This window comes from Micromonospora sp. ATLC20, assembly GCF_057196585.1.
Genome location: NZ_JBXUOV010000328.1, coordinates 1 through 2937 on the forward strand (window position 1 = coordinate 1; position 2937 = coordinate 2937).

Genomic DNA, 2937 nt, shown 5'->3' on the forward strand with positions numbered 1-2937 from the left:
GCGCCCGGGTCGGCGGTGGTCGCCGCGGCGGACGGCGCGGCCGAGCCGGGCTGGTCCGGGGTGCGCTTCGACCTGCTCGCCCACGACGCGCTGGGTTCGCCGCTGCGCTGGCGGCTGCTCGCCGAGCACAACCGGATCACCGACCCGCTGACCGTGCCGGCCGGCACCGCGCTCGCCGTTCCGCCGGTCGGCGCCGCCGCGTCCCCGCCGGATGCCGTCACCACGGGAGGCACGCCGTGACCCGCCACGCGACCGGCCCGGCGCGGCGAGCGGCCGTCGGGAGCACGCTGTGAGCCGGGCCGCCCTCGTGGCTGTGGACGGCCGGCCGCTGACCGATCCGGCCCGGCTGCGTGGCATCCGCGTCGCCGCCCGCCTGGACCGGCCGGCGCAGTGCGAGCTGACACTCACCGCCGCCCCCGGGGCGGGCCCGCTCGACCCGCCGGTACGCCCCGGCTCCACAGTCGACGTGCGTCTCGACGGGCAGGCGGAGGCGCTGTTCACCGGCGAGGTGACAGCAGTCGAGCGGGAGTACGCCGGTGACGGTGCCGCGCTGGCCCGGATCCGGGCGTACGACCCGCTGCACCGGCTGCGCAAGCGGCAGGAGCTGCGGGTGTTCGAGTCGGTGACGGCCGCCGAACTGGCCGGTGAGCTGTGTGCCGGGCTGGGGTTGAGCGTGACGGCCGAGGAGGACGGGCCGCGCCTGGACCGGCTGCTCCAGCACCGGCACACCGACCTGGACCTGTTGTGCGAGGTGGCCGGCCGGGCCGGGCTGCATCTGGGCATGGACGGGGACCGGTTGCGGCTGTTCACGCTGGACGGGTACGGGGAGCCGCTGCCGTTGACGCTCGGCGAGACGGTGCACGCGTTGCGGGTCACCGAGAACCTGGACCGGGCCGGCGCGGAGTGCGCCGTACTCGGCTGGCATCCGCAACGCGCCGAGCCGTTGGGCCAGCGGGCGGGCGAGGCACGCAGCGGGCGGCGCATCCCGCTGCGCCCGGACCCGGGCGACGTGGGCGCGGACGGTGTGCGTACCGCCGTCGACCAGCCCGGCCGCAGCGACGACGAGCTGGCCGCGCTGGCCCAGGCCGGGCTGGACGCCCGGGTGGCGGCGCTGGTCACCGCCGAGGGCACCGCGGAGGGCGACCCGGCGCTGCGGCCGGGACGGCGGATCGCCCTGGCCGGCGTCCCGGACCCGCTGGCCGGGGTGTACGTGCTCACCGAGGTGGTGCACACGGTGGACGCGGACGGGCACCTGACCCGGTTCTCCACGGCGCCGCCCGGCCCGCCGCCGTCGGCCGCGCCCCCGGCGGCGACAGTCACGCTCGGCACCGTCACCGACATCGACGACCCGGACGGGCTGGGCCGGGCCCGGGTGACGCTCCCGGCGTACGGCGATCTGGACGCCGGCTGGCTCGCGGTGCTCTGCCCGGGCGCGGGCCGGGGCAAGGGGATCGTCGCGCTGCCCGACCCGGACGACACCGTGCTGGTGGCGCTGCCCGGCGGCGAACCCGCCTCGGGCGTGGTGCTCGGTTCGCTGTTCGGCGCGGTGGAGCCGTACGACGCGGGGATCGTCTCCGGGCGCTCGCGCCGCTGGTCGATGCGGACCGGCACCGGCCAGTCGATCGTGATCGACGACGACGGGCGCACGCTGCGGCTGGCCACCGACGCGGGCAGCTTCGTCGAGCTGCGTCCCGAGCTGACCACCGTGCACGCCGCCGGTGACCTGGTGCTCTCCGCGCCCGGCCGGGCCGTCGTGGTGCGCGGCCGCACCGTCGACTTCCTGCACGCCCCGGCGGCCGAGGACGCCGAGACCGCCGCCGCGCAGGCCCGTACGCTAGCCCGTTCCGCCGGAGGTGGCTGATGCGCTGGATCCACCGCGACTCGCTGATCACCTGCGGACACGACGGGCGGGTGAGCAACCGCCCGTCCCAGCACTGGGTCACCGTCCAGGCCGTGCCCGTGCTGGTGCGACCCGACCCGGAGGGGCGCGACATCACCGCCTGCCCCAACTACGGCCCGACGATCAAACCGTGCCTGCACACGCTGACCGTGACTGTGGGTTACAGCACGTGGGTGCGGGTGGACCGGCAACCGGTGGTGCTGTCGCACCTGGACGGCCTGACCGACGGCACCCCGCCGGGCACCGTGCACCACCAGGTCCGCGACGTGCGGCAGGGTTTCCTGGGGGCGGACGCATGAGGGCCTTCCGCTTCGTCGGCGCCGGCTTCGACGCCGGCCGCGCCGGTGGTCTCGCGCTCACCGCCGCCGGCGGGCTCGCCATGACCGACGGCGACGAGACGGTACGCCAGGCGCTGTACCTGCTGCTGTCCACCACGCCCGGGGAACGGCTGATGCGCCCCGGGTACGGGTCGCGGCTGCACCGGCTCGTCTTCGCGCCGAACGACGACACCACCGCCGGGCTGGCGATCCACTACGTGCGGCAGGCGATCCGGCGCTGGGAGCCCCGGGTCGAGGTGCTGGACGTGGACGCCGGTCCCGACCCGGACGACCCGTGGCGCCTGGTGATCCGGCTGGACTACCGGGTGCGGGCCAGCCTCTCCCCCGGCCACCTGGTGTTCTCCGTGGACCTGCTGCCCGCCGACGAGGAGACCGGAGACGAGGAGGGCACGCCATGACGCTGCCGGTGCCGCACCTGGACGACCGCGCCTTCCTCGACCTGGTCACCGAGGCGCGGGAACGCATCGCCCGGTCCTGCCCGGACTGGACCGACCTGTCCGCGCACGACCCGGGCATGGCGCTGGTGGAGGCGTTCGCCTACCTGACCGAAGTGATGATCTACCGGCTGAACCAGTTGCCGGAGAAGGCGTACGTCGCGTTCCTGAACCTGCTCGGCGTCACCCGGCACCCGCCGGCGGCGGCCTGGGCGGACGTGCGGCTGACCCGCACCGGCCCGGACCGCGGCCCGGTGCGGGTGCC

At 76.2% G+C, this 2937-nt stretch carries 3 protein-coding genes and 2 pseudogenes; all 5 read left to right on the forward strand.

The genetic code is table 11. The features are described 5' to 3' along the window. Positions 1 to 240 (forward strand): annotated as a pseudogene (locus tag AC2CHG_RS30915) (CIS tube protein); the annotation flags it as partial. A 49-nt stretch (positions 241 to 289) separates the two neighbouring features. Next, complete coding sequence (locus AC2CHG_RS30920) at positions 290 to 1861, forward strand: contractile injection system protein, VgrG/Pvc8 family (RefSeq protein WP_484526151.1); 1572 nt, start codon at positions 290 to 292, stop codon at positions 1859 to 1861. Further along, positions 1861 to 2199: a hypothetical protein gene (locus AC2CHG_RS30925; protein WP_355507911.1), complete on the forward strand. Its 339-nt coding sequence runs from the start codon at positions 1861 to 1863 to the stop codon at positions 2197 to 2199. Before AC2CHG_RS30920 ends, AC2CHG_RS30925 begins: the two co-directional genes overlap by 1 nt. Beyond that, positions 2196 to 2636: a GPW/gp25 family protein gene (locus AC2CHG_RS30930; protein ID WP_357480866.1), complete on the forward strand. Its 441-nt coding sequence runs from the start codon at positions 2196 to 2198 to the stop codon at positions 2634 to 2636. The genes AC2CHG_RS30925 and AC2CHG_RS30930 overlap by 4 nt, the downstream gene beginning before the upstream one ends. Further along, positions 2633 to 2937: pseudogene (locus AC2CHG_RS30935) on the forward strand (putative baseplate assembly protein); the annotation flags it as partial. The gene AC2CHG_RS30930 and the pseudogene AC2CHG_RS30935, both read left to right, overlap by 4 nt.